This is a genomic window from Granulicella sp. S190, assembly GCF_009766095.1.
In the GTDB taxonomy this organism is placed as follows: Bacteria; Acidobacteriota; Terriglobia; order Terriglobales; family Acidobacteriaceae; genus Edaphobacter.
Genome location: NZ_LMUD01000031.1, coordinates 147677 through 173228 on the forward strand (window position 1 = coordinate 147677; position 25552 = coordinate 173228).

Here is a 25552-nt window from a genome sequence, read left to right on the forward strand (position 1 = left end):
GTTCCTGTAGTCGGGCCCTTCCCTGCTGAGCAATTTCGATCAGCGAGAGCAAATTACAAGATCCCCAGACGATCTTCAGTACAGATCGCGGGAACATCAAGGAGGCCGATATGGATTTGATTCTGACGGGATCTCGCTTGGAAGATGGAACGAGCTCGTCCATCGATCACCGACTCGGGCTTACAGATACATCAAGGCTCACGCCGGTCGTTTATGTCGTCGACCCGGACGAAGCTGAACGCGAATCACTGGAGCGGCTCATACGCTGCGAAGGCTGGCATGCGGAGACGTTTGCGTCGGCCGAAGAGTTCCTCGCCCATCCGCTCGAAGTTGTTCCCAGTTGTTTGCTGCTGGACGTGTCTCTTCCTGGCCTGAGCGGGCTCGAACTGCAGAAGCGTGCAGCGGGAGAGACCCCTTACATCGCAACCATCTTCCTGAGTGCCAAAGGCGACATCCCCATTGCTGTAGAAGCCATTAAGACAGGAGCTGTTGAATTCCTCACGAAGCCTTTCCATCACAGCAGACTCTTGGGTGCCTTCCGAGAAGCCCTCGATCGGAGTCGCAAAATTATTGCTAGAGAGGCGGAGAAGCGAGCGCTCCAGAGATGCTATGCGTTACTCTCATGCCGTCAGAAGCAGGTGATGGCATTGGTTTCCGCTGGGCTGTTGAATAAGCAAGTCGGTGTGGAACTCGGCATCAGCGAAATCACAGTCAAAGCGCACCGAGGCCAAGTGATGCAGAAGATGCAAGCTAACTCTTTCTCAGATCTAATAAAGATGGCTGCTAAACTTGGGCTCTCCAGGAGGAGAGAATCTCCTCGGCCCTGCCGTGGCGATTCTGTCACTGACCTTAGCGGCGTACTTTCGACTCTTATCGCCCAGGCATATTAGAGACCGCTTGGGCGGCTTCTTGGAATAAGTTGCTTGCAAGAAGATACGAATCTCTCCCTCTAAATGGTGCTTTCTTCCAGTGATGAGACGAGCAGAGTCTCTGTTCCGCATCTCATACGCTCCCACTGAAGAAGCTACCTGGATCCAGGTTTGACGGCTTTCATATTTCTGGTTTCCGTTCTCATGAAGAACATGAATCTGAAACGGAAGAGTGAGTCTCAACTGACACCTAGAGCTTCAGTCGATGGAACGGTTCCCCTGCTGTTCGGTTTTTTAACCCTGCGTTGCTGGAGCCGATGCAGAAAGAGATAGATCACCGGTGTCACATAGAGGGTTATCGTCTGTGAGAACAAAAGGCCACCTGCTACTGCGATACCGAGCGGACGGCGTGCTTCACCGCCGATTCCCTGGCCCAATGCGATAGGAGCGGCGCCTAGCAGCGCTGCCATGGTCGTCATCATGATGGGGCGGAAGCGCTGAAGACAACCCTGATAGATGGCCTGCTCGGGCGTCATCGCCTGATTGCGCTCGGCGTCAATAGCAAAATCGACGATCATGATGGCATTCTTTTTGACGATGCCGATCAGCAGGACGATGCCGAGGAAGGAGTAGAGGTTGAGATCCTGGCCGAAGAGAAGCAACGTGAGGAGCGCACCGATCGCGGCGGCAGGAAGACCAGAGAGGATCGTGATGGGATGAATAAAGCTCTCATAGAGAATGCCGAGGACAAGATAGATAACCATCACTGCGATGACGAGCAGCAGGCCGAGACCTCTTAGAGAGCTTTGAAATTGTGCCGCGGTCCCTTGAAAAGTGAAATTCATACTGGCGGGAATGCCGAGTTCTGTTGCAGCTCGACGCACCGCGGTTGTGGCCTTGTCCAGCGAGATGCCGGGCTTGAGATCGAAGTGAAACGTAACGGCAGGAAACTGCCCGAGATGATTGACTGTCAGGGGGGCGACGGTCTGGGTGAGCGTAGTGACGGCCGAGAGTGGAACGAGGTTACCCGTATTGGATGAGAGAGAGATGCCGCCAATCGCTTCGGGTTCGCGCTGATATTGGGGAGCGACTTCGAGGATGACATCGTACTGCTGCGATGCGACAGTGATGGTGTTGGCGCGGCGGCCGCCGAAGGCGTCGTAGAGAGTGTTGGCGATCTTCTCAGGATCGACGTTGAGAGACATAGCGAGGTCTCGACGGATGTCGACGTTGACGCGCGGCGCGCTCATCTGAAGATCAGTCGAGACATTGGCGAGTTCAGGCAGAGAATCCAGTTTGCTCTTGAGGCGAGGAGCCCAGCGGTAAAGCTCGTCTGCATCCGGGCTCCGGAGTGCAGCAGAGTACTGAGACCGGGATTCAGTCTGTCCCAGGTCGATGAAGTCCGGCTGGCGAAGATAGACCTTGAGCCCGGGTATGCGGTCGAGTTGTCTCTGAAGGTCGGCGATGATGACCTTGATGTTTGGCCGTCGACGCCCCTGACGAAGATTGACCCAGAGCCAACCTCCATTCTGGGAGAAGACTCCTGACAGGTTGCTTTCCATCCACGGAATCGTGGCGAGTACTTTGTTGACCTGCTCCCCGTAAGAGATCATCTGGGCGAAGGAGCTGTCTTGCGACGCCTCCATGCTTCCGGAGAAGCCGCCGGTATCGACGGCAGGCATAAAGCTCTTGGGCACGATTGCGAACAGTACGACAGTGGTTGCTGTCATCGCAATGCTGGCTACGATCGTCGCTCGTTGATGGCGCAGAACAAAATCGAGGGAACGTTGATAGCCCATCTCGAGCGCAGCATGGAAGTCCTCTGTCCGGCGAAGGAACCAGTTGTCACCGTGAACGCGCTCGCTGAGAAATCGGCTGCAGAGCATCGGGATAAGGGTAAGCGCTGAGAACCCAGAGAGCAGAATGGAGACCGAGATGGTGACGGCGAACTCGCGAAGAAGCCGCCCGAGAACGCCATTGAGAAAGAGGATTGGAAGGAAGACGGCGACGAGCGAGAGAGTCATCGAAAGAATCGTGAAGCCGACCTCAGCGGCACCGTTGCGCGCTGCATTGAGACGAGACTCACCCATCTCGCGATGCCGGACGATGTTCTCGAGCATTACGATGGCGTCATCCACGACAAAACCTACTGAAAGCGTGACCGCCATCATGGAGAACATATCCACGGTGTAGCCGAGAAGATGCATTGCGATGAAGGAGCCGAGAATGGAGACGGGAATGGTGGCGCTAGCAATAAGAGTCGAAGAGAGCGTTCCCAGAAAAGCAAAGATGACGAGCACGACGAGCACGATGGTAATGACGAGGGTGTGGTTAACTTCAGCGATGGAGCTGCGAACGATGTCGGCGTTGTCGGCGACTTTGCCGAACGCTACACCGGGAGGCAATACGTCGCGCAGGGTCTGGACCGTAGCCTTCACCCGGTCCGCAACCTCGATTGTGTTTGCGCCTGGTTGCTTGCGTACGGCGAGGATGACACTTCGCTGCCCGTTGATCCAGAAGGTGCGCTTGTCATTGCTGGAACTATTGAGGACGTGGGCGACCTGACTGAGACGCAGAGGAAGCTCATTACGATAGGCGACCACCAGGTCGGAGAACTGATCGGCGGTGGTGAGCTGACTATTCGCCTGCAGGGAATAGTCTCGAGCGTTACCGTAGAGCGTGCCTGTGGGAAGAGTTGCGCTGTTATTGGTAAGCGCGGTGCGGACTTGCTCGAGATCAAGACTGTATGCCGCGAGACGTGCGGGATCGACCTGGATGCGAATCGCCGGGCGCTCGGGTCCATATACTTCTACCTGCGAAACTCCGTTCACCATGGAAATCTGCTTGGAGACAATCTGCGTGGCGTAACGCGAAAAGTCTTCAAAGGACATCGTCTCTGAGTGCATCTCAAGCCAGATGATGGGATCATCCGCGGGGTTGACCTTGGAGTAGGAGGGTGGTTGCGGCATGCCCGCAGGGAGGTTGCCGACTGCGCGGGAGATGGCCGCCTGAACATCCTGCGCGGCCGCATCGACGCTGCGGCTAAGCGCGAACTGGAGCGTAATGTCCGTTTCGCCGACCAAGCTGCTGGATGTCATATTCTCGATGCCGGGAATGCGCGAAAACTCGCTCTCAAGCGGGGTCGCGACGTTAGCGGCCATGGAATCCGGGTTGGCGCCGGGCAGCGCGGCTGATACCTGAATCGTCGGGTACTCGACCTCGGGCAGATTGCTGACCGGAAGCGAGAGATAGCTGAGTATGCCGAAACCTGCAATCGCGGAGATCAGGAGTGTGGTGGTGATAGCGCGATGGATAAAGAAATCTGTAAAGCGCAAGGGGAACACCTCGCATACCTATGTGGCGGAAGAGCTGCCGTTATGGTGGACGAAACTACCGTCCGAACTGCGTATTGATAGAAGAAACCCGGGCGCCAGGAGTGAGGCGCAGCTGACCTTCGGCCACGATCACGTCTCCGGGACTGAGACCGCTGCCAAGAACTGCAACTTCGCCGCCCGCTTGCGATGAGATCGCGGCGCTATAGGTACGCAGCACTGTGACAGGAACCATCGTCGCAACGCCTGATTGGACTCTCCACGCGTACTTTCCCTCGAGTCCCTGCTGGATGGCGGATTGTGGAACAACGATCTGGCGGACGTCCACCCGCAAACGGAGGCGGACGTTGACGAACTCTCCGGGCCAGAGCGTTCGATCGATATTAGAGAACGTTGCTTTCATTCGAACTGTGCCGGTCTTGGGATCGACAGTATTATCGATGAAGTCGAGATGCCCTTCGACGAGATGGTGGTCGCCGCTCTCTATCTCTACTTTCAGAGAGCCCACGGCATTGAGACGCTGTACTTCCGCGAGCGATTGTTCAGGCACACCGAACACGACGCGAATCGGAGCGAGCTGAAGGAGCGTGACGAGAGTTGTATCGTTCTCAAGAACCACATTGCCGGCCTTGACTATTGCGGCACCAGCTCGCCCGGCGATAGGGGCAACAACATCAGCAAAGTTGAGCTGTAACTTTGTCTGCGCCAGACGCGCATGGTCTGCCCTGACGGCCCCAGCGGCGGCGGCTATCGCGGCCTGATCGGCGTGAAGGCTGGAACGTGTTGTCTCGCTCGCTGTGATCGCCTGGTTCACCGACTGACCTGAGAGCACACCTAGTTCGCCCAACTTAACCGCAACATCGGCCTCCGACTGACTCTGCTTCTGCGAAGCTGCATCTCGCGCCGCAACCGCTACAGCTTGTTGCTCTATGGCGATGTCACGATCGAGTTCGGCCTGCTGTTGTGCCTGCTGCCGATTTGTCGTATCGCGATCGATGGTGAAGAGAAGCTGGCCTTTTTTCACATTCTGTCCCTCGGCGAATGCAACGCTCCTGATCTGTCCTGCGATGCGCGGCTTGACGTCGACCCGTTCGACGGCCTCAACGTTTCCTACGGCCGCTATCTCAAGTGGAACATCCTGCGATAAGACGTGGGCGACGTGAACCGGGATACCCTCCGGTGGGGATGTATTGGCGTGGGCCACAACGCGCGAACATGACACTAGGGGGATGCAGAGAAAAATGCACAGAAGCGCGAGGGTTCCATGTGCCTGCATGGCTGTCGTACCTCAGTCTCCAGAGTGTTCTTTTCTCCGCTGTAAGAAAACTGATATGCAGCCGAAGGTGTAAAAGCTGCAGGGAGAAATGCAGGACGTGCCGCGGAAGAGATCGCTTCCCACCGACTTTGCTACGTTCGGATAGGTCAGGAAAACTTCTTGCATGTGCTCGCGATGCCGGACAGGATGATGGAAATCATCGATTGCCTGCAGAAAGACGGTGGTTGGCTGCAAATATCTTGGAGGCATCGAGTGGAGGGTGGATTCTGATTCTTGAATGTTCTGGTGGATGAATCATGGAACGAGTAGATTCTTCCTAGACAGAAGCGGCCGTGCAGAGAGAAAGAAAGGGCGCCATGAACGTTGTCACGACCACATCGGAATATCAACCCGCTCCGGCAATCTCTCAAAAGAAACCGTTGGGTGAAGCTGCTGCTCCCGTGAGCAGGCACCTTAACGGTTACATGATGATCCTGTCGCTGTCGGTGATGCTGGCGCTCACGACGGCAGGCGAGTGCGGCTCCGTGACGCATCCAGCTTCGCTAGTCTATGGTGCAGTCCTATGGGGATGGTGGGGCACGATTGCTTGTGTTCTTTGGAAGTTGGCACCGCGCCTGCCGATTGTGTCTAGCCTTTCAGTGAAGACAATTCTGCTGCATGTGATCGCCGGATCGGTGCTTGCTCTGGTCCATCTGTTGATGCTGTGGGGTATCGGCTTTCCGCTTGGGTGGGGTCCGGCGGGGGAGCACGAGATGTGGACGATTCTGTTCAACATCAACCGATTTGGCATAGAGCTCCTGATCTATGGATTCATCATTGGGATCACGGGGATCGTTCAGTACAAGCAGCGCGCGCAGCAGGATGCGATGAGATCGCTCGAGCTTCAGAAGCAACTCTCCTCTGCGCATCTGCGAGCGCTACAGATGCAACTGGAGCCTCACTTTCTCTTCAACACTCTTAACGCAATCACGACACTGGTGGAATTGGGACGACAGAGCGAGGCGGTCGAGATGCTGTCCCATTTAAACCTGATTCTCAAGAGCACGTTGATGCGGAGCACGCCGGAGAAGGTCCCACTCTCGCAGGAGTTGGAGATGATCGATAACTACCTCGCAATCGAGCAGATCCGTTTTGCAGACAGGTTGCAGGTGCAGATCAAGGTCGACCCCGGAGCACTCGACGGGATGGTGCCGTGCTTCCTCTTACAGCCGATAGTCGAGAATGCGATACGCCATGGTATTGCGCACTGTGTGAGCGAAGGAAGAGTCGAAGCTTCTGCAAGGCGTGATGGCGCGAGTCTGCATCTGAAGGTACGGGATACAGGAGCTGAAGCCGGCATACTGGCGCAGGATGGACACGGGATCGGGCTGAAAAATACGAGGGAGCGACTTATGCACTTCTACAACAATGAGTTCGCGATGCAGGCGCAGCCACTCGACGAGGGCGGTTTTGAGGTTGCGATCACCATACCGTACGAACCCCAGAGAAGATGAGACTGAGAGCACTGATTGCCGACGACGAGCCGCTGGCGCGCGAACGGCTGCGCTTTCTTCTTGCCGGAGACGACGAGATAGAAGTAGTTGGCGAGTGTAAAAACGGCAGCGAGGTACTAGCGTCGTTGAAGGCACAACAGGTCGATGTTCTGTTTCTCGATATTCAGATGCCAGGCAAAGGAGGCTTCGAAGTCATCGAGCAGATGGGTGCAACCCAGATGCCGGTGACAATTTTTGTGACAGCTCATAACCAATACGCTCTTCAAGCGTTTGAGGTGCATGCGCTCGACTACCTGACTAAGCCTGTAGAGCCGGAGCGATTAAAGGCCACGCTGGCGCACGCCAAGGAGCGGATCGCTTCGAATGCCGCGTTACTAAATCAGGAACGGCTGAAACAGGTGCTCACCGAAGTGGGGATGCGCGGAGTCCTCGGGAAGGAGTATCCCAAGCGGCTGCTTGTACCGAACGGCACAAAAGACACAGTCGTCAATGTTCAGGAGATCGAGTGGATAGAGGCCGCGGACTACTACTCGTGTCTCCACGTTGGGGTGAAAAGCTTCATGTTGCGAGAGACCGTCAAGCAGTTGGCCAATACGCTCGACCCAAATCGGTTCGTGCGGATTCACCGCTCGACGATTGTGAACATGGACTATGTCCGCGAGGTGGCGAGAGAGGGTCGCAGCGAGGGATCGGTGATCCTGACACGTGGACAAAGACTGAAGATGAGCAAGAGCGGATGGCTGAATTTAGTCGCAGCCAGCAGATCGTCTTGAATCAAAGTCGAATCACGCCACACCTCCCGGTCCTCAATCGGTAGATTGAGAGTGAACTTTGTCCTCCTCTGGATGATTGGTTTCGGACGAGTAGCCTGTTTGCCGTCAGTGACCGCAAGAACGTCCGCACGGTGGGGCCAACCAGGGGATTGCCTCTTCCAACAAGCGATTCTGGATGTTGCTGTCGAAGATCTTATCGCCGTGCCCCATGTTGAGGTACAACATGCGGTATCGCGTATTCGTCCAGACAACGGGGAGATCTCCCCCTTCGATCGTATCTTTCAAACCTATCGGGTAGTTTGAGGGGGAGAGGGTCATGAGTACCTTGATGTCCTTATTCAATCGTGGGGACGGTTTCCAGATATACCACTCGTTAGGCGGCGATAGGAACGATTTTGGAAGTGTCTTTGTAAGAGATTGCGTTGGGTCGTCGACTGTAACTTCTGCTGGTAGCGGCGGCCAGTTATTGCCGTAGAAAACTCCCCCGCCAAGAAAGCGGACGAACCAGGGCCAATCGGTGTCGCTGTCGTTATACGCGGCAATGTGAAAGCCCAGCCAGCCTCCACCGTGCTCCATATATTGTTCAAAGGCGTCACGTTGTTGCGGCGTGTGCGGTTGATCGTCCAGCCAGATCACGAGTTGATAGTGCGCCAGAGTTCCTGCGTTAAGGTCGTCCCAGTGGGTTGTGGCCGTGAAGTCGAAGTGGCGACGTCGCGCCACAGAACTGTAGAACTCAATCGCCTGATGCGCAAAGTCGACATGGTCACGTTCGACTGTGTCTGAGTAAAACGCCAGCACGTGAAAAACCGGCTGCTGGGCCTGCGCCGCGTCCACGAAGAGCAGAACAAACCACAAAAGATATCTCACCGGCCGGCTGCCCAAAGGATGGAGTTGTGAAATAAAGTCGTGAACTCGGGATTCTGAAATAACTCAGGATGGTGCCCCATAAAGATATAGATGTTACGCGCTTTTACGTGCTCATTCGTCCATATGACAGGATGGTCTCCCATCTTGATGGCAGTCACCGGCGTATAGGTGTTCTCATCCACACTTGCTAGGACATGCACATTGGCGCGCTGAGATCGGTTCCACGTATACCACTCCTCATCTTCGATCTTGAACGAGCGTGGAAGCGCTTTCATCGCCGGATGATTCCGATCTTCAACCAGTACAGTCCCGGTGACAAAGGTCGGGATGTACTGCGTGAACCGGATATCGCCCATAAAGCGTGAGAACCAAGGCCACATGGTGAAGCCGTCAAACTCGCCTAGAAGCGTAGCGTGATGGAAGCCTATCCAGCCGATCGTTCCATGTTCGATCGCCTGCTCGAAGGCATTGGTCGCGGTGGGCGTCCAATTATAGGGCGGATAGTTCAGTTGGATAAAAAGCTGGTACTGTGCAAGAAAAGCATCGTTGATAGGCTTGGTGTCTTCAATATAATCCACCGTGAAGTTGTAGGCTTGAGCCTCTTTCCGCAGCCATACCTTCGCCGCGTCGACGAAAGGTTTGTGAATGCCGCCCGCTTCAGCGATAGCAATAACTTTGAACGCGGGGGGCACGGCTTGTGCCGAACCGCTGCGCGCAAAGAGTAGGACCAAAGCCGTTATGAGAACTAGCTGAAGAGAGGCACAATATAGTCTAAGAGTCACGAACAGTTATCCTTAACCTCTGCGAAATACAACAATATCTGTGCTGGATATTACTCTAGACAAGGCTTTGTTCTATACAGACGAATCTTACAAGGCGAGCCCGAGGAGAGCTATGGAAATAGCGCGCTGCAGATGCTTCGGTCTCACAGTAATCATCGTGCTGACTAGCTTGTCGCTCCGGGCACAGTCCGCTGCTCCTTCCTCTGGCTTGATCAATCGCTCAGGAATTCTCTACAGCCACAAAAATGACAAGGTGTATGTCGTCGATCCCGAGCATGGAGGGATTGCGATCATAGCTCCTAACGGTATAGTGAAGTCGCTGCACACTGGATCAGGTCCAGTGTCCCTCGCGGTGAATGAGCAGACTGGGCGAGTGTATGTGGCGAACTCCGGCGACAAGTCAGTCGCAGTGATTGATGGGTCGACGGATACCATGATTGCTATGCGAAGCACGGCAGCGCGACCCTATGCCCTTGCCATTGATGAAGTGACTGACAAGGTTTTCGTCTCCAATACATTCAGCGATCAGCTTACGGTGATCGACGGCAAGACGAACGCCATAAGCAACGTGAAGGCCGGATCAGCAGATGCGATTCTCGTGGATGCTCGGCGCAGCAAGGTGTATTTGCTCGGCTACGAGAGCGATTCGGTAAGGGTGTTGGATGAGCAGACAGACACCCTGACAAAACTTTTCGCCGGAGCGATGCATCTGTGGGCAATCGCTCAACTGGGGTCAGTACTCTATGTCACGCACGTGCAGGACGCGTCCTTGGAAGCTATCAATGTAGAGACGCACGCGACGAAAACGATCGCCACTGGAGCAATGCCATGCGCGCTTGCTGAGGACGACGATCGCAACGAGCTATACGTCGCGAATTATGCGGGATCGATATCCATCATCGACACTCGTAACGGTTCAGCCATCGCGACGTTGAACGTGGGTGGCCATCCACAGGCAATCGCGGTGGATACAGAGCAACGCCTGCTCTATGTCGCGGATGCCCAGGAGAGCTCCGTGAACATCATCGATATACAAAGCCGTCGTGTACTACAGATACTCAAGATGAATGGTCAGCCATATGCTCTTTCAGTCGATACCCGGACTCACCGGGTCTTCGCCGCAACAACAGGATCGTCCCCGTACAAAGAGTTAAAAGTTCAATTAGCGCCAGCACTGCTCGGAAAAAATAGAGGCCACAAAGATTGAAGCAGTCAATACACAACCTTGAGATCTCGACGCGTGGCCAGAGTCTCTATGAGGTCACGTCGGCTATCAACGAATGGGTCAGACGGCAGAGAATGCAAACTGGTCTCCTGACAATATTCTGCAGGCATACGTCGGCCTCACTTCTGATTCAGGAGAATGCCGATCCGACTGTGCGCAGCGACCTCGAAGCATTTTTCGCCCGTCTCGCGCCTGAGGATGGTCCGTATCATCACGACTCCGAAGGTCCCGACGATATGCCCGCGCATCTGAGAGCAGCACTGACCCAGGTGCAGCTATCGATACCGGTTGTAGATGGCAGCCTCGTGTTGGGAACCTGGCAAGGTATTTATCTTTTCGAGCACCGGGTACGTCCTCATAGACGAGCGATCGTGCTGCACCTGATCGGGGAATAGACACGCCTATCTGTCGAGAAGACAAGTTCCGGCTAAGGCGTCAATGTTTGATCTTTGTCGCACATGGCGCACGATTGCCAAGTTCCATAAGCTCATCGAGTAGCCTTGGATCATTGTGCGCGATTAGGTTGCTTGGCAGCGGTCGTTAGAGCATCAACAATAGAACAGAACTCTGCATCCTCCCTCATCTCGTCGAAACCTGGCTCAACCGCCACCCAAGGAAGTTCGGCTTCTCTCTCTTCGAATGCTCGTTGAAGATACTTCCCTGCGTGCGTCAGATCCCCAGTAGCAACTGCAAGCGAAGCTCTCCGAACGTTGCTCAACGGTGTATCTATGGCGAAGAGGCGGAACTCTCTGACAGTACTGGCCGCCATTTTCGTCTCGCCGCACCGAGCAAGGACCTCAGCAATTACGCCTCGGAACAGAGGTTGTGCCCCTACGCTCTGCTGCAAAATCTTTACCAGCTTCATTGCTTCCGCGTGGCGGCCAAGTTGTACTTCGATGAGTGCGTGGACGGCAAAGACCTCGAGAGGCAGCGGGCCATAGAGCGACGGCCTGGCAAAGTGCTCGAGTGCTTCTTCATATCGACGGCTTACGTACAGGAATCTCGCATAGGAAACCTTTTGACGATAGGAGAATGGGTCCATCTGTTGCGCCGTCTGCAGGTGAGCCCAAGCCTCGTCAAAACGTCCCCGCGCACTCAGAAACGCAGCATACTGACGATAGGTAGCCTGGTGTGATCCCAGCGCGAGCGCTCTTTCGAAAGCGCTCTCTGCTTCGATCCAGTTCCACTCCATCGCGAACGCGCAAGCCTGTGCGGTGTGCGCTTCTATCATCGACGGCTCAAGTGTCAGTGCACGCTGTGCAGCTTCCTTCGCATGTGCAACGAGGATTGCCGAATCGGGTGCGCCACGTTGCGCCATCCAGTAATAACACTGCGCTATCTCGCAATAAGGACGTGCATACTCAGGGTCGGAGGCCGCTATCTGCTGAAATTTTTTCAGAGCAGCATGCACATCCGCGACACTTCCCTCTTCAAGCAATGCCTCGGCAGCAAGAATAGCTGGGTAACGCTCCAGGTTTATGGGATTCGTCGATGACGAAATCAGTCGCGTAACGGGGCAGCGCGGAGCCACGCGACTTACCATGGCCGAGGCTATCTGCTCCTCTACCTTGAACAACTCCTCGGGCAGCGCCTCTGCTTCAAACTGCTGTGACCACATTTGAAATCCCTCGGCATTTACCATCCTCACCGTTACACGAATGCGGCTGCCTTCTTGCCGCACCACCCCTTCGAAGACGATCTGCACGCCAAGTTTCTCGACAAGAGCTGGGATGTCAGCCGACAGCGCACCGAGGTGCATCATCGAACTCCACGCAATGACGCGGCATCCTTCGGCTCGCATCAGTCGATGCACTAATTCATCGGTGATTCCCTGCGCACAGGTCAATGCAAGTTCATTGTTGGATAAAGCTGTAAACGGAATGACGGCAATGGCTGTGCCGGCAGCGCCAGCCGAGGTCACCTCGTTGCCGCTCGTCGAGGTCTCTTTCTCCCGGTCAAACATCTCGCGCGACCGAAAGATGGGAACATAGCTACCCAGGCGAAAGTAGATGTAGATTGGGTCGTTCTTCCCGTCACCTTCGTAGTACTCCTTAAGCTTGGCGCGCAGGCGGCGTGCCTCTGACCGCACGATCGAATCCTGACTCGGTTGATAGGTTGGCTTGCGATCATAGACTTCGGTACCAATCGCATACTCTTTCAGTGCATCCTGCTTTCCTTGCAGAACCTGCTCGACAGTAAAACTCAGGAAACGCCCCAGCCGATCTGACTGGGCGAAGATCGCGCTTTCAAGAAGTCGTGACAGCTCCCTGCGAATCGACTCCTCAGAGAGGCTCGCATCCTTCGCCGTGCGCACTTTACCTGACTCCAAGCATCACCTGTTCCAGAAGTTTGTTCTCTCGTTACAAAAGGATCACACATGCATTCTAAACGCCATGATACCCAGACCCATGTCATCACGGTGAGATCACCGTTCCTCACGTTTCTACCCTGCGATTGTTCTGTCATGCTTCGGCTATCAGGCAAGAGGTTCGCCGTGACACAAAAACACAACGAACTCAGGGTGCTTATCGTGGGGTCGGCCCACACGCAGATAGAGTTTCAGCGACAGTTGGCCCCTCTCAACCTAACCCTCCTGTTTGTGTGTTCTGCTTCGGATCTATCGCAACTTGTCCACGAGCAGGAGTTCTTCCACGTTGCTCTGTTGCCTGCTGCACTGTTGGAGGTCGATTGGAGGGTGTTTTGGGAAGAAATCTGCTTCCTCCGCTTTCGGCCATCGTTAGTGGTCTATGCCCCCACGGCAAGTTTTAAGCTCTGGACTGCCGTGCTCGAGTCAGGAGGCTACGACGTTATCGTTGAGCCATTCGTCGAGGAAGAACTCCAGGGTGCGGTACTTCGAGCTGCCCGGAGCCTCGAGGACAGGGCCTAAACGAATCCTGCGACCTAACGGTTGGCTTGAGCAACTAACAACGAAGGAGCCGTCCCATGTTCCAAAAGATCGTCGTCGCGTATAACGAGTCACCAGAGGCAAAGCGGGCGCTCGTATCGAGTGTGGAGCTCGCGAAGCGTCTTAGTGCTCAGCTTAATATTGTCACAGTCATGGCGGACCTTCCAGCCTATACTGCGTATGCCGCTGTTGCTGATCCATCTCTACCGAATACGCTTCGTGAAGACCGTCGCAACTTCTATCGGGCCCTCCAGCAGAACGCCGTCGCCGTAGCCGAAGAACAGAGCATCCCTGCGAACAGTTATCTGCTCGAGGGCCATCAGGTTGAGTCACTGGTTCACTTTCTCCGCGAACAGAAGTCGGATCTCCTGGTCGTAGGCCTCCATCAACGCGATCTCTATATCGCGCGCCTTTGGAGCACCGTGTACGAACTGGCACAGGAAGCGCCTTGCAGCGTGCTAGGAGTTCACTAGCAATAAAACAGCAACCCAAGCCTCATGGGGAGTCACAAAGCACATGACAAAACGAGTTATCCTTCCGATCGTCACACTTTGCATCGCCGCCTTGATCTTCTTTACCGTCAAGAACAACTGGACCTCATGGGAGGGGGGAAGCACCGAGCAACAAACCGACGATGCTTATCTGCGTGCCGACATGACACCTCTCAGTACGCGTGTTTCGGGCACTGTACGTCGCGTCAACGTCAATGACTATCAGACGGTGCAGCCGGGACAGATGCTCGTTCAGCTGGATGATGAAGACTACCGGGCGACCCTCGGTGAAGCCCAAGCGGCACTTGAAGGCGCGAAGGCGCAGCTCGCCGACAACCAAGCTGCCAAGCTTGTAGAAGACGCAAAGATTCAGAGCTCTGAGGCTCTCGTGAGCCAGGCAACCTCAGCCGTCGACGCGGCCAAAGCGGCCGTTGCCTCGGCTCAAGCTGATGTGTTGCGCACCAGCCAGGAGCGTGCTCGGCAGGAAGCATTGCTTTCTTCGAAGGCCACCACACGCCAGCAGATGGAGTCCACCATCGCCGACGCAGATCGCTTCACTGGAATGTCGGCCAGCCGCCAGGCAGACCTGGACCGAGCCAACGCTTCGCTCGCAAGCAGCCGCAGTCTTCTTGAAGCCGATCGCCGCCAGCGCCAGGCACTCAATACGCACGATGCAGAGTACAAAGCGCAGATCCAGGCAAAGGAAGCGGCTATCACAGTCGCCAACGTCAACCTGGGCTACACTCGCATCTCAGCGCCAACTGCAGGCTCAGTAGGGGAACGGCACGTCCTCGAAGGACAGCTCGTCGCGCCCGGCGTACAGATCATCGACCTGGTCAAAGGAGATGTCTGGGTTCAGGCTAACTTCAAGGAGACTCAACTCACCAACATCCGCAAGGGCGACACTGCCGACATCACCGTCGATACCTTTCCCGGCGTAACCCTGCACGGCAAAGTCGAAGAGATTGCCCCAGCCAGCGGATCGCAGTTTGCCCTCTTACCCCCCGACAACGCTACCGGCAACTACACAAAAGTCGTCCAGAGGATTCCGGTGAAGATCCTGCTCGATCCCGACCATCCCCTCAAGGATCGGCTCCGTCCCGGCTTCTCCGCCGTCGTTACCGTGCACGCGTCCGGCAAAGGCAGCCGTAAGGGAGACCCCCAATCATGACCTCGGCAGATGCGACCTCTGCAACCTCACCTCCTGCATCATCCCCTGCGCCGACACCGGCAGTCATGACAGTACACCCTCTTCTCGGAGTCGCCGGCGTGCTGCTCGGCGCGATGATCGCGACCGGAACCGGCCGCCTTATCAGCGTTGGACTCGCCGACATGCGAGGCGCACTGCACCTCGGTGTCGACGAGGCTGCCTGGATCGGTACCGCTTTCAACGCCCCGATGATGTTCATCGGACCCTTCTCCGTCTATCTCGGTGGTCTGCTTGGAGCCCGTCGCGTACTCCTCACCTGCGCCTCCCTCTTCTGTCTCATCAGTCTGCTGCTCCCTTTAGTTTCGAATCTAACCGCTATCTTTATTCTGCTCGGTCTCGCAGGTGTTACTGCAGGAACCTTCTATCCCCTCACCCTCTCCTTCGTGCTGCGCGGTCTTCCCATGAAGTACGTTCTGCTTGGCATCGCCATGTATGCCATCGACATCGTCTTCACCACCAACGTCTCGACCAGCCTCGAAGCCTGGTACATGGATCATCTTTCATGGAGATGGATCTTTTGGACTGGAGCCGCGCTCGCGCCAGTCATGGTGTTTCTCATCTACTTCGGCGTTCCCTGGCAGCCTCTGCCAAAGCCAAAAGAGGGACAGCCCAAACCAAACTGGAGAGGATTTCTCTATGCAAGCCTCGGGTTTGCGTTTCTATACACTGCGCTCGATCAGGGACAGCGGCTCGATTGGCTGCACTCCGGCACCATTGTGGCTCTGTCTCTCACCGGACTCTTTCTCCTTTTAGCCGCGCTGGAGCGCCACTTCCTCTTGCCGAATCCGCTCATTGCCTTCCGCTTTCTCCTTCGCCGCAACACGCTTCTATTAAGCCTGGTGCTCGTTCTCTTTCGCTTCTCCATGTTGGCAACCGTGGTCACCATTCCCAACTATCTCGCGGCTGTGCAGGGATACCGCGCACTCCAGACCGGCCCTGTTCTTCTGTGGGTGGCACTTCCGCAGATTCTCCTCAGTCTGTTCGCCATGTCGTTGGTACGTCGTATCGACCCAAGACTCATCCTCACCTTCGGCTTCACGCTTATTACGATCGCATGCCTGATAAACGCTCGACTCTCCTCGGAATGGTCAGGCAGCAGCTTCGCCGTCACCCAACTGGTTCTTGCGGTAGGACTGGCCTTGGCCTTCAACGCCATGGTTGGCTCACTCGTCCTGGAGCTCATCAACACTGGCGCTCTCACCCGCCCCGTAGACACGCTCACCTTCGCAGGCTTCTTTCAGACTGTTCGGTTGTTCGGTGGACAGATCGGCACAGTTTTCATGCTGCACTTCATCTCCATCCGCGAACAGTTCCACTCGAACATTCTTGGACTGGGTGTTCACTTGGGACAACCTGCTACGAGTCAGCGCCTGCTCGGTCTTCGTGCAGCAATGGCCTCTCACACAACAGATATGAGTGTGGCCTCCGGTAGAGCTGGGCAAATCCTCGGAATGCAGCTTCACGAGCAAGCGTTCACCCTGGCCATCGCAGACAGCTTCACGCTCGTAGCATGCGCCGCGGTCTTCTGTCTCATCGTGATCGCCTGCATGGAGCGTGTGCCTACACAGTATCGTCAGGTTGTCGCAGCACCTGCAGGTGCTGCATGAATCAATTAGACTTTTCCCGGAAAACGCCTATGAATATTAGCCAGAGCCGCCACTCGCCAAATAAGTTTCTCTCACTCCTCGTGATGGGAGTCGCCGTCTCATTCTTTCCAGCTAAAGTCGTTTGCGCGCAAGACACTTCAAAGGATCTAACTCTCTCTCAGGCTATTGATCTCGCTCTTGCGCAAAACCGCACACTCAAACTTGCGCGGCTTTCCATCGATGACAGCCGGCACAAGAAGCAGATCGCTCGCTCCTCCTACTATCCGCAGATCACCAATCAATCCAGCTTTCGCTATGTTACTCAGGTCGAAGGGGTCGAGATCCCCGCAGGGGCCTTTGGAACTCCCCCTGCAACCGGCCCCATCCCCGCCCAAAAACTCTTTCTCGATCAGGGATCTCTCACGTCCTATCAGAGCATCACCGCCATCAATCAGCCGGTCACTCAGCTGCTCAAAGTTCGCGAAGCCAACCGTGCAGCGACCGCCGACATCAACACCGCAAAGATCAAACTCAGCCAGGCAGAAGATGAAATCGCGCTCCGGACTCGTCAGCTCTTCTACAACGTCCTCATCGCGCAGCTCAGGAAGGACGCTGCAACCGAAGAGGTCGACGCCGGAAAAGTGAAGTTTCAGGAGAGCACCGACGATGTCGCTCGCGGCCATTCCCTCGAGATCGTTGCGCTTGAAAGCCATGCTGCTCTGCTAGACGCCCAGCAGACCGTACTCACCGAAACTCTGCAGCTCCACGACCTCACGCTCACCCTCGACGACTTGCTCGGCTTGCCGCTAAATACGAAGCTTCATCTCTTGCCTGAAACTACGGAGACACCGCTCCCTCTGGCCAGCCGCGAAGACAGTCTTCACACCGCCGAAGCAAATAACCCGGAGATCCTGGCCGCGCGGCAGTCAGTGATAAAAGCCAGGGCGTCTCTGGCCGCATCCAAAGATGAATTCATTCCAGACCTCACGCTCTATGGACACTATGACTACCAGAGCGGAACCTCTTTTCTGGTACACAACTTCGGAGCCTTTGGGTTTAACTTCAAATACGATCTCTTCGACGGCGGCCGCAGGGTCGCGCAGATCAAAGACGCTCACACCATCCTCGCTCAGGCCGAGCTGAGTCTTCAAAAGCTTGAAGATGAGGTCACTGTGCAGGTAGAGACTGCCTACGACAAGGTTCAGCAGCTGCAGCAAATGGTCGATGTCGCCAAAGAGTCCCTCGAAGTTCGCGTCGAAGCATCTCGCCTCTCAGATCGTCAGTTCGAGCAGAACGCTGCGCTCGCTTCGGCACAGGCCGAGGCACACGCAAAGTCAGTGTCTGCCCAAGCCTCGCTCCTTGAAGCAAACCTGGGCCTTTCACTCGCGCAGGGCGACCTCAAACGCATCGTCGGCGAGATGCCCAGATGACGCGGCTGCTTTCTTTCAGTCCAATTACCTGACCTGCCCGTCGATCGCGTCCGTCAGGGTAATGTTGTTTTTGTCGATGAGATTGCCGAGCGAGCGATCCAATGCAATTCGGGCCTTCGCCCAATTACTCCGTGCAACGATCTCGGTCGAGCGTGCCTGCGCCAGATACGCCTCGTTCTGAACCACCAGCAGATTCGTCGACTGACCCAGTGCCAGCTTATCGCGCTCCGCGTCAAGTAACTGCTGCTGATATCCGCGACTGGCGACAGCGGCGTTATAAGCAGCTTGCGCAGTCTGCAAAGCGATCACAGCGTTTTCAATCTCTTCGCGGACCTGATCTTCAAGCCTCTGCGTTCGAGCTTCAGCCTGACGCAGTTGAATCGTATCGCGTGCCGCGTCCGCCTGCGCAATTCGATTCCTCAGCGGCAGGGTTAGCTGCACGCCACCCTGGTAGATCGTCGCAGTTCTTAGCCCACCGAGTGCAAGATTCTGTGGCAACGTCACCGCGCCCGTTCCAGACGCCGCGGGCGAGCCAAGCGGCTCGTAGTTTTGTTCAGAGCTGCCCCGCGTCTGAACGTTTGCATAAACGTTCAACTGTGCCAGTGCATTGTTGCGGCTGCCCTCGACGCTGATCTCCCCCGTTTTGATCTGGAGATGAGCCTCAGCAAGATCAGGACGATTCGCTAAACCCTCTGCTTCAAGTTGTTCAACATTTAGTGGCTCCAGATCATCCGGGACCGTAATATGGTCGGTTGGAACGATGCTGCTGAAGGCAGATCTAAAAGCAGGAGCTCCCGGCCGGATAATCTCATTGCGAAGAACTACCTCCTGCTGCCGGTACAACCCTTGGGCCTGCACAAGGTCGAACTCCGAGCTTGTCACCAGCGCCTGAGCACGCGTCAACTCGATTGGAGCCAGCGTGCCCTGCTCCACCTGGTCTCTGTCATCCTGGTAAAGTTTGCGCGCAGCCCGCAGCGCCTCCTGCTTCACGCTGATATTTTCCCCCAGTGAAACCAGGTCATAGTAGAGCCGCGACGTACCGTAGATCGTATCGATCAGCTGCTGCTGAAACAGCAGGTGCGATACCTTCCGATTGAGATTTGCAATCCTCAGGTATCGCAAATTGGTTCCCCGTCCGAAGCCGCGAAGCAGAGGCTGTGTCACAGTCACCGAAGTGCTCGGCGAGTAGAACGGATTGTTCTGTGAAAGCGACGAATAGATCACCTGCGAATCGTTGTTGACCGTCGCTTCAACCTGAGTTCCAGTCGAAAAACCTTCGAGATAAGCGATGTTTGCGGTCACGTAGTGCAAGGTATTCGGACTCGCCGTTGTGCCAGAGGTACCGGTGGTGCCCGCGGTTGTCCCGGTAAAGTCGCCGATCGTCTGAATATCGGATCGGCGCAGATAGCCACTCTCGACAATCAACGAAGGGTCAAAATAAGGAATATTCGCGCCGGCGGAGTAGTTTTGGGTTCCAGTCTGAGAGAGGTTGGTCTGGGTCACAGTCGTGGCGTTCAGTGACGTAAGATCGTCGATCGTTGGTGTGATTGGATTGGTACTCGTCTGCGAGCTATTGAGCAACGGACTTCCCGGTCCGCCAATGCCTTGCGGAGACTCCGTGATGTTGTAGTCGATGCCCCGTGTACTGCCACCTCCCGAAGCGCGAACGATATCCGTCTCGGCGAGTTGCAGGTTATAGCGCTCCACCTGAACTTCGAGGTTGTTCTCAATCACAAGAGCCAGCGCATCCCGAAGAGAGAGATAGAGCTTTCCATCGCGGATCAGGCTATTCAGTCGTTCGCCATTGCCAGGAAACAGCTCTGGCACGTGAGGACGTCGATAGGGTCCCAGGAAGCCAAGAAAGTTCGGTCGCAATCCTGTGAACTGATCGCGCACCGGTTCAGCTTTGCTCCCTTCGGCTTGCTGAACCGAGTTCGACTCCTGCTTCGGAGTAGGTGGCTGAGTCTCGCTGATAGACGGCGGTGCTGGTAGATCCGGCAACACGTTGTCTACCTTCTCTGCGGCAGCTCTGGCCTGCGCAGCGGAGAGCGGCCCGACAGAAGGCAAGCTCTGCTGCTGCTCCTGCTGCATAGGCGGGGCTAGAGGAATGAGCTGATTTTGCTGTGGGCTGGCACTTCCGGGTGTCAGAACCGGCGCCGTCTGCTGCGAGTGTCCAACAGACGAAGCCGCCGCCATCGCCGCAACAAGAACGCAGGGACGACCGACCGCATGGAACCGCAACAGGCCTCGGTCGCGTATCTTCTGATCGTTACGAGTCCAGGGACTCACTGTTTGCCCCCGTTGCCCTGTTGGCCGCCACCTTTGTTGCCGCCGCTCTTTTGCTGTTGCTGGCCCCCACCCTCACCGCTGCCCACGATCTCCTGGTTTCCATATTGCGCAGCAACGCCAGGCTTCTGATCCTGCTTTTGACCGCTGGTTGCGTTCGTATTCTCTCCGGGCGTCTTCCCTTGCCGCGTCTTGATCTTTACTCCCTCTTTCACCTCATCCGAAACCGTGGTCGCGATAACATCGCCAGTCTTGAGTCCACTAACGATCTCAACTGACGGTCCAAAATCTCTCCCTATCTCCACCGGTTGCATATGAATGGTGTCGTCCCGAACCACCGCGACCTGATTCTTATCTGCTCGAACCACAATCGCATCTCCCGGAACCGTGATCCCCGGATCGCCGTGCATGTTTACAAAGCTCACAATGACATACATTCCGGTCAGCAATCGTCCGTCTCTGTTATCGACCTGCACCTCCGTCAGCAGCGTGCGACTATTCTGATCGATCGATCCAGAGGTGCGGGTCACCCTGCCATAAAAGGTCTGGCCCGGAAACGACTGAAGGCGCAGCGAAGCCTGCTGCCCCACCTTCACCGCCGTCGAATACCCCTCCGGAACACTCACGAGAATGCGCAATCTATTCACTTGCGCCACACTGAACAGCGCCCCACCCTGAGCGCCCCCGGTATTTGGCGAAGCCGCTGTGCTCGCCGAGCCTGTAGTACCGCTCGTGTTCGTGCTTCCCGCCTGGGTTGGGCTTCCCATGTTCTCCGGAGCAGATGTTGTGTCGCCGCCACCAGAGCCTTGCGCAGAGATCAACGACCCTACGTCCACATTGCGCGCCGTAATAATCCCGTCAAAAGGAGAGGTCACGCGTTCGAACTGCTGCAGCGCGAGTTGTCGGCCAAGATTTGCTTGAAATGACTGCACATTTCTTTGCGCAGCCGCCACATTGGAGAGCGCTGCGTTGTAGTCTGTCTGCCGCTGATCGCCATCCTGACGGGAAAACACTCCCTTCGCAACCAGAACCTTCCATCGATCCCACGTAACGCGGGTAAGATCGAGCTGCGCCTGCTGCTGTGCCAGTTGTGATTCAGCCTGTCGCACGGAAGCGCGCGCCTGATCGACCTGCTGATCGAGATCGGGTGCATCGATTACTGCAAGCAACTGCCCCTGATGAACGCGGTCTCCGATATCCACATAGCGTCTCTTGAGATAGCCATTGGCTCGCGCATAAACATTGGCTTGCGTCAGGGGTGTCGTAGTGCCAGGCACAGTCAAATCACCTGCAGGTGGCGCATTCTTCACCTGAAGCACCTCCACCACCGGGACAGCATTCTTCTGCGCCTCTGCCTGCTTCTTGGTCTCTTCGTTACGCTTATGTCGTGGAAGAAAGCCCAGCAGAAAGACCAGAGCCAGAAGAACGATCAAGCCAATCACAAACCACCAGAGAAGCCGGTGCATCTTTCGTTTGTGCTTTTCTTCCTCTCGACGCTTATCATCCTCGGTGCGCGTGTCTTTATGCATGGGCAGCTTGGAGGTGCTATCCATCGCATCGCCATGCCACTGGCTGATTGTCGCTTTCTCCGGCTCTTTACTACCACCTTGCTGCTCTTTTTGATCACTCATGGTTGCGTTCGCTCATAACTTTCGTCGGTAGCAAGATTGTCTCTGTCTGCTTCGCCATTACGCTTCCTTACTTCGCTCAAGCTCATGACGCATCCACGCCCTGTCCTCCGTACTCCATATCAATTCGTTTGTCATAGTCCACCGGCGCATTCTTGCGAAGAAGCGAATACATCACCGGCACAATAAAGAGAGTGCCCACAGTAGCCAACAACAACCCGCCGATCACAGCGCGTCCCAGTGGGGCATTCTGTTCTCCTCCCTCTCCAATCGCAAGAGCCATCGGCAGCATTCCGATAATCATGGCGAGCGCCGTCATGAGGACCGGTCGCAACCGCGTATACCCGGCGTTTAACGCGGCATCGTGCTGGTTCTTGCCTTCTCCACGCTCATCATTTGCAAAGACGACCATCAGAATCGAGTTCGCAGTAGCCACACCGATCGTCATGATAGTTCCCATCAGGGATGGCACTGAAAAGGTGGTCTGCGTTGCGAAGAGCATCCACAGAATTCCGCAAAATGCCCCTGGAATCGCGAACAGAATAATGAGGGGATCAAGCCAGGATTGGAAGTTCACCGCCATCAGCAGGTAGACGAGTCCAAGAGCAAAAATAATCCCGATTCCAAGCCTTATGAACGACTGCTGCATCGTTGTCACCTCACCTCTCAGCGCCAGTGTCGTTCCAACGGGAAGGGTCTTATTCGTATCTGCCATAATCTTCTGGATCTCGCTGGCAACGCCCCCCAGATCGCGCTTGTCCACGTCGGCATACACATCGAACACAGGCTGAATATTGTAGTGATCGATCACGATTGGGGTCGCATCGCGGCGAAATGTGGCGAGGTTGCCGAGCAGCTGCGATGCGTTGCCGTTAGGCGATGTAATCGGTGTTCGAGCGAGCGAAGATAAGGTGTCCACGCGATAGATCGGTGTCTGGACCACAACCTGATAGTTGACGCCGTTCTTTGGATTCAACCATTCATTAGGCGCCGTCTGAGAGGTGCCGCTAAGCGAGATCAGCATGCTCTGTGCAACGTCCTGCTGGGTAAGCCCAATCTGCCGCGCCTTATCGCGATCTACTGCGACCTGCATGGTGGGGTAGCTGACCTGCTGATGAATATGCACATCGACGGCACCCGGAATCGCAGCAATCTTTTTTTGCAGATCCAGCGCTATCTGATAGTTCCCCTTCGAAGGCCCTGTCACCTGTAAATCGATCGGTGCCGGAAGGCCGAAGTCGAGGATCTGGTTCGTTATATTGGCAGGCGTAAAAAAGAAGGCGCCGTCGGGAAATTTCTGGGCAAGATCCGCGCGTAGCTTTCGCATGTCGAGCTGTGTGTCGCGTGGCCCGGGCTTGAGCGCGATCAGAATCTCCCCATCTGTATTGGAGATAGTTGCGTTGTTGCCGAAGGCAAGGTTGATGCCCCCCGCAGGCAGACCGATATTGTCGATGATCGTGTTAATGCGTTCTGCTGGAATCTGTTGGCGGATCTCGTGCTCGATGGCGGCGAAGTACTGCTCCGAATCTTCGATTCTCATCCCTTGTGGTGGATTGACGTGAAGCCTCATCTGCCCGGAGTCAACATAAGGGAAAAAGTCCTGCCCGATTATGAGGACGAGCGGCAGTGAGCATACGACAAAGATGCCAAAGATCCCCAGTGTCAGCCCACGATGGAGCAGACACCATTCAAGTACATCTTTGTAGTGCTCGCGCATTTTCTCAAACTGCCGGTCAAACTTCGAGTGGATCCGCCAAATGAAGTTATGCTTCTCTTCCTCACGTGCATACTCAGGGTCTTGGTAGAGCTTGAGCTCCGCCGGCAGAAGGAAGTGCATCATCGTCGGCACCAGAGTGCGCGAGAGGAAGTACGAGGCCATCATCGCAAACACGACCGCCATGGCAAGCGGCGTAAAGAGATACTTCGCAGCGCCGGTCAGCAGCACCACCGGAATGAAGACAATGCAGATGGAAAGAGTCGAAACAAACGCAGGAGCAGCAACCTGCTGCGCGCTGTCGAGAATCGCATGCACCAGGGACTTCTTCTCATGCATGTTGCGATGCGTGTTTTCGATCTCAACGGTAGCGTCGTCAACCAGAATCCCGACCGCAAGCGCCAGGCCACCAAGCGTCATCACGTTGATCGTCTCGCCAAGCGCTGTAAGGATAACCAGGGACGTCGCTATGGAAAGAGGAATGGAGGTACAAACGATCAAAGTTGAGCGCCAGCTTCCAAGAAAAAGAAGAATCATCAATCCCGTAAGCGCCGCTGCGATCGTTGCCTCTCGGGTCACCTCAGAGATCGAATCGCGAACGAACACTGACTGATCGAAGAGCGGAGAGACCTTCAACGTTGCCGGTAATCCAGCCGTCACACGCGGCAACGAGTCTTTTATACCCTTGACGATATCGAGCGTCGAGGTCTGTCCATTCTTCAAAACGGTCAACAGGGCAGACCGCTTTCCATCCTGCCGCACAATATTCGTCTGTACCGCATAGCCTTCGCGAACCTGTGCAACATCTTTCATAAAGACGATCGAACCGCCCGAAGCCCGGATCGGAAGATCGTTGAGAGCTGCAACCTCCGTCGGACTGCTGTTCACCTTCACCACAAATTCCCTGTCGCCAAGCCGCGCCGTACCCGCAGGCAAAATCAGGTTCTGCTGGTTCAGAGCGAGAGAGATATCGGTCGCGGAAAGATGTCGCGCATACATGGCGTTCGGATCGGTATCCACCATGATCTGCCGCACCTTGCCTCCATACGGCAGAGGAACGGAAGCACCCTTCACGGTAGCAAGACGTGGCCGAATGAAGCTAAGGCCAAGATCGTAGAGATCTTCTTCGCTAAGCCCCTGGCCCGAAAGTCCGAGTTGAAGGATCGGAACGCTCGAAGCGTCATATTTCACGATCGCCGGCGGAAAGATTCCCGGTGGCATCACACGCAGAACCGTCTGCACAATCGACGTAACCTGCGAGATCGCCAGTTCAACTTTGACCGTCGGTTGAAAAAACACCTTGATGACCGAAACACCCTGATAAGACTCCGACTCAGTGTGTTCAATATCGTTCACCGTCGTAGTCAGGGCTCGCTCGCAGACAGTAACGATGCGGCCTTCCATCTCGTTCGGCGGCAGACCGCTATAGGTCCAGACAATTGTCACCACCGGAATGTCGATGTACGGAAAGATATCCTTCGGCGTCTCAATGGCCGAGCCGATGCCAAGCAGAAAGATAAGCAGCGACAGAACGACAAAGGTATAAGGACGCCGAAGCGCCAGCTTAACAATCCACATGAGAAGACGTCTCCGGATCTCAATCAGGAAGAGGAGATCCCCCTGCTAGGTGCTTTAGACGTTAGGATGCGTCATTTAGCCTCGGAGGCGGCTTAATCCGGTAGGGC

General features: G+C 55.6%; 18 protein-coding genes. 10 read left to right on the forward strand and 8 right to left on the reverse strand.

Annotated features, from left to right (window positions below):
- Positions 1 to 110: 110 nt before the first annotated feature.
- Positions 111 to 890: a response regulator transcription factor gene (locus tag GSQ94_RS16470; RefSeq protein ID WP_158944945.1), complete on the forward strand. Its 780-nt coding sequence runs from the start codon at positions 111 to 113 to the stop codon at positions 888 to 890.
- A gap of 218 nt (positions 891 to 1108) precedes the next feature.
- Here the strand turns inward: GSQ94_RS16470 and GSQ94_RS16475 are convergent, their stop codons facing one another.
- Both GSQ94_RS16475 and GSQ94_RS16480 read right to left on the reverse strand, forming a co-directional pair.
- Positions 1109 to 4204, reverse strand: a complete 3096-nt coding sequence (locus GSQ94_RS16475; protein WP_158944946.1) for an efflux RND transporter permease subunit — start codon at positions 4202 to 4204, stop codon at positions 1109 to 1111.
- Positions 4205 to 4259: 55 nt separating this feature from the next.
- Entirely contained in the window at positions 4260 to 5423 is a 1164-nt protein-coding gene (locus GSQ94_RS16480) for an efflux RND transporter periplasmic adaptor subunit (RefSeq protein ID WP_158944947.1), read from the reverse strand.
- A gap of 410 nt (positions 5424 to 5833) precedes the next feature.
- Here GSQ94_RS16480 and GSQ94_RS16485 point away from each other — a divergent pair, with 410 nt between their 5' ends.
- On the forward strand, positions 5834 to 6970 hold the full coding sequence (locus tag GSQ94_RS16485; RefSeq protein WP_158944948.1) for a sensor histidine kinase: 1137 nt from the start codon (positions 5834 to 5836) through the stop codon (positions 6968 to 6970).
- Entirely contained in the window at positions 6967 to 7743 is a 777-nt protein-coding gene (locus GSQ94_RS16490; RefSeq protein ID WP_158944949.1) for a LytTR family DNA-binding domain-containing protein, read from the forward strand. The genes GSQ94_RS16485 and GSQ94_RS16490 overlap by 4 nt, the downstream gene beginning before the upstream one ends.
- 105 nt (positions 7744 to 7848) lie before the next feature.
- Here the strand turns inward: GSQ94_RS16490 and GSQ94_RS16495 are convergent, their stop codons facing one another.
- Positions 7849 to 8610: a ThuA domain-containing protein gene (locus GSQ94_RS16495; RefSeq protein ID WP_216843114.1), complete on the reverse strand. Its 762-nt coding sequence runs from the start codon at positions 8608 to 8610 to the stop codon at positions 7849 to 7851.
- On the reverse strand, positions 8607 to 9392 hold the full coding sequence (locus GSQ94_RS16500) for a ThuA domain-containing protein (protein WP_158944950.1): 786 nt from the start codon (positions 9390 to 9392) through the stop codon (positions 8607 to 8609). Before GSQ94_RS16500 ends, GSQ94_RS16495 begins: the two co-directional genes overlap by 4 nt.
- A gap of 373 nt (positions 9393 to 9765) precedes the next feature.
- Here GSQ94_RS16500 and GSQ94_RS16505 point away from each other — a divergent pair, with 373 nt between their 5' ends.
- Positions 9766 to 10599, forward strand: coding sequence for a YncE family protein (locus tag GSQ94_RS16505; protein ID WP_158944951.1), 834 nt, complete (start codon positions 9766 to 9768; stop codon positions 10597 to 10599).
- The gene (locus tag GSQ94_RS16510; RefSeq protein ID WP_158944952.1) at positions 10596 to 11012 is read left to right on the forward strand and encodes a secondary thiamine-phosphate synthase enzyme YjbQ; all 417 of its coding nucleotides are present in this window, start codon (positions 10596 to 10598) and stop codon (positions 11010 to 11012) included. Before GSQ94_RS16505 ends, GSQ94_RS16510 begins: the two co-directional genes overlap by 4 nt.
- Before the next feature lie 110 nt (positions 11013 to 11122).
- Here GSQ94_RS16510 and GSQ94_RS16515 read toward each other — a convergent pair whose 3' ends face one another.
- The gene (locus tag GSQ94_RS16515) at positions 11123 to 12931 is read right to left on the reverse strand and encodes a hypothetical protein (RefSeq protein WP_158944953.1); all 1809 of its coding nucleotides are present in this window, start codon (positions 12929 to 12931) and stop codon (positions 11123 to 11125) included.
- A 180-nt stretch (positions 12932 to 13111) separates the two neighbouring features.
- On the opposite strand from GSQ94_RS16515, the gene GSQ94_RS16520 reads away from it, so the two are divergent.
- The 5 genes from GSQ94_RS16520 to GSQ94_RS16540 are packed head-to-tail and all read left to right on the forward strand — an operon-like array spanning position 13112 to position 18239.
- Positions 13112 to 13504: a hypothetical protein gene (locus GSQ94_RS16520; protein WP_158944954.1), complete on the forward strand. Its 393-nt coding sequence runs from the start codon at positions 13112 to 13114 to the stop codon at positions 13502 to 13504.
- 56 nt (positions 13505 to 13560) lie between these two features.
- Complete coding sequence (locus GSQ94_RS16525) at positions 13561 to 13995, forward strand: universal stress protein (protein WP_158944955.1); 435 nt, start codon at positions 13561 to 13563, stop codon at positions 13993 to 13995.
- 43 nt (positions 13996 to 14038) lie between these two features.
- A complete protein-coding gene (locus GSQ94_RS16530) occupies positions 14039 to 15184 on the forward strand; it encodes an HlyD family secretion protein (RefSeq protein WP_158944956.1) in 1146 nt (381 codons plus the stop codon).
- Positions 15181 to 16830: an MFS transporter gene (locus tag GSQ94_RS16535; protein ID WP_158944957.1), complete on the forward strand. Its 1650-nt coding sequence runs from the start codon at positions 15181 to 15183 to the stop codon at positions 16828 to 16830. Before GSQ94_RS16530 ends, GSQ94_RS16535 begins: the two co-directional genes overlap by 4 nt.
- A gap of 29 nt (positions 16831 to 16859) precedes the next feature.
- Positions 16860 to 18239 carry a TolC family protein gene (locus tag GSQ94_RS16540; RefSeq protein WP_158944958.1) on the forward strand — a complete coding sequence of 460 codons (1380 nt, stop codon included), beginning with the start codon at positions 16860 to 16862 and terminating at the stop codon, positions 18237 to 18239.
- Between the two features lie 24 nt (positions 18240 to 18263).
- Here GSQ94_RS16540 and GSQ94_RS16545 read toward each other — a convergent pair whose 3' ends face one another.
- The 3 genes from GSQ94_RS16545 to GSQ94_RS16555 form a co-directional block, all read right to left on the reverse strand.
- Positions 18264 to 20528 carry a TolC family protein gene (locus GSQ94_RS16545; RefSeq protein WP_158944959.1) on the reverse strand — a complete coding sequence of 755 codons (2265 nt, stop codon included), beginning with the start codon at positions 20526 to 20528 and terminating at the stop codon, positions 18264 to 18266.
- Positions 20525 to 22156 (reverse strand): efflux RND transporter periplasmic adaptor subunit, encoded by a 1632-nt coding sequence (locus tag GSQ94_RS16550; RefSeq protein ID WP_158944960.1) that lies wholly within the window; start codon positions 22154 to 22156, stop codon positions 20525 to 20527. Before GSQ94_RS16550 ends, GSQ94_RS16545 begins: the two co-directional genes overlap by 4 nt.
- A gap of 82 nt (positions 22157 to 22238) precedes the next feature.
- Positions 22239 to 25445, reverse strand: coding sequence for an efflux RND transporter permease subunit (locus GSQ94_RS16555; protein ID WP_158944961.1), 3207 nt, complete (start codon positions 25443 to 25445; stop codon positions 22239 to 22241).
- Positions 25446 to 25552 lie beyond the last annotated feature (107 nt).

What these genes read in the sequence shown, in the direction of transcription:
- GSQ94_RS16470 (WP_158944945.1), top strand. Translation starts at nt 111, where the DNA reads ATGGATTTGATTCTGACGGGATCTCGCTTGGAAGATGGAACGAGCTCG.
- GSQ94_RS16485 (WP_158944948.1), top strand. Translation starts at nt 5,834, where the DNA reads ATGAACGTTGTCACGACCACATCGGAATATCAACCCGCTCCGGCAATC.
- GSQ94_RS16490 (WP_158944949.1), top strand. Translation starts at nt 6,967, where the DNA reads ATGAGACTGAGAGCACTGATTGCCGACGACGAGCCGCTGGCGCGCGAA.
- GSQ94_RS16525 (WP_158944955.1), top strand. Translation starts at nt 13,561, where the DNA reads ATGTTCCAAAAGATCGTCGTCGCGTATAACGAGTCACCAGAGGCAAAG.
- GSQ94_RS16530 (WP_158944956.1), top strand. Translation starts at nt 14,039, where the DNA reads ATGACAAAACGAGTTATCCTTCCGATCGTCACACTTTGCATCGCCGCC.
- GSQ94_RS16535 (WP_158944957.1), top strand. Translation starts at nt 15,181, where the DNA reads ATGACCTCGGCAGATGCGACCTCTGCAACCTCACCTCCTGCATCATCC.
- GSQ94_RS16540 (WP_158944958.1), top strand. Translation starts at nt 16,860, where the DNA reads ATGAATATTAGCCAGAGCCGCCACTCGCCAAATAAGTTTCTCTCACTC.
- GSQ94_RS16550 (WP_158944960.1), bottom strand. Translation starts at nt 22,156, where the DNA reads ATGAGTGATCAAAAAGAGCAGCAAGGTGGTAGTAAAGAGCCGGAGAAA.
- GSQ94_RS16555 (WP_158944961.1), bottom strand. Translation starts at nt 25,445, where the DNA reads ATGTGGATTGTTAAGCTGGCGCTTCGGCGTCCTTATACCTTTGTCGTT.